This is a genomic window from Coriobacteriia bacterium, from assembly GCA_013334745.1.
In the GTDB taxonomy this organism is placed as follows: domain Bacteria; phylum Actinomycetota; class Coriobacteriia; order Anaerosomatales; family JAAXUF01; genus JAAXWY01.
Genome location: JAAXWY010000001.1, coordinates 65,480 through 66,696 on the forward strand (window position 1 = coordinate 65,480; position 1,217 = coordinate 66,696).

1 protein-coding gene and 1 pseudogene (1 of these 2 cut by a window edge) are annotated in these 1,217 nt (G+C 61.7%); both read right to left on the reverse strand.

What is annotated here, in order from left to right; translation table 11 throughout:
• A pseudogene (locus HGB10_00275) lies at positions 1-396 on the reverse strand (hypothetical protein) (it extends 57 nt beyond the left edge of the window).
• Between the two features lie 3 nt (positions 397-399).
• Positions 400-1,086 (reverse strand): hypothetical protein, encoded by a 687-nt coding sequence (locus tag HGB10_00280; GenBank protein NTU70252.1) that lies wholly within the window; start codon positions 1,084-1,086, stop codon positions 400-402.
• Positions 1,087-1,217: the final 131 nt, after the last annotated feature.

Genomic DNA, 1,217 nt, shown 5'->3' on the forward strand with positions numbered 1-1,217 from the left:
TACCGTCGCCGGGGCGAGCTTCTTCTCGCGTAGCCGGATGATGAGCGCGTCCACGTCTGACGCCTTGAGCTTGTCCAGCGCGATCGCGCCGAACGGCTCAGGCTTGAGGTGCGTCTTTGCGATGCACTTGTACAGATCCTGCGTGGTCGACTTCAGGCTCGAGGCGGGGAGTGCGTTGGTCTCCCAGTCGGCAAGCCATGCCGCGACCGTGCGCCTGGAGTCCCGGACCGGTGCGCCGTCTTCCATGCGTACGACGGCCGCCCTCAGCTTGTCGCGCACCTCGGCCTTGGTGCGGCCGTAGAACACCGCACGTCCGGTCTCGTGGCGGATCGCGCCGCACCACTTGCCATCGGCGCGCCTGTAGATCGAGCCCTCGCCGTGTGCTCGTTTGGTCATTTCCTATTCACCTCCCTTCCGTGTCTTCATCCCCGGACGAAAGTCCAGTGTGCAACCGGTCACGGTGTTGTAGGCGTTCTTGGTGGCGCGCCTGAAGTCCGGCATCTTCACCGTGTTCGTGCTGAAGTCAAAGAAGGCTACAGCGTCGGTTGGGTGTTCGTCCTGGTACGCCTCAAACGCTGAGCTCCACGTGTCGAACTCGCCACGCCAAATGCGGTAGCCAAGCACCGCCAGATCCTTGGATCGCTTCATCGCAAGCGGACGCCGGCGCTCAAACGTGCTGCTTGCGTACGCGGCCCGGCGAAACTCGTCAAACGCGTTCGCTACCTCCTCCTTGGTGGCCTGAGGGCGGACGTACAGGATGATCGTGTCGAGTATCTTCGCCGTGGCCGGGTTGCCATCGTTCGCGCTTCCAGCGTCACGATGGAAGCGGCCTCGAATGAGGTCCGTCCTCGGAATCGTGTTCGACACCACGAAGTTCGCCGCGTCTCCGATCGTCCAGCCGTATCGCTCTGCCAAGCGTTCCGCGAGCTGCTCATCGTTCAGCTCACTGTGCTCATCAACAAACTGCATCGCATCTAGGCGCCGCATCTCGCCCAGCGCCTGAAGTCCCAGATCCTCGCGGTCGGTCAGCTTCGGCAGTTCGCCAAAGAAGATGTTGATGTCGACCTGATCAGCATTTCTGGTCATCTCCTGTTCACCTCCTTTCGCGTCTAGCAGTCGGGTTCGGGTGAGTCCGCACGTGACTGAGAGCAGTCTAACCCGTTACGTTGTACCCGTCAAACCGCACGGGTGGCTACGGAAAGCCACGAACACTTAGG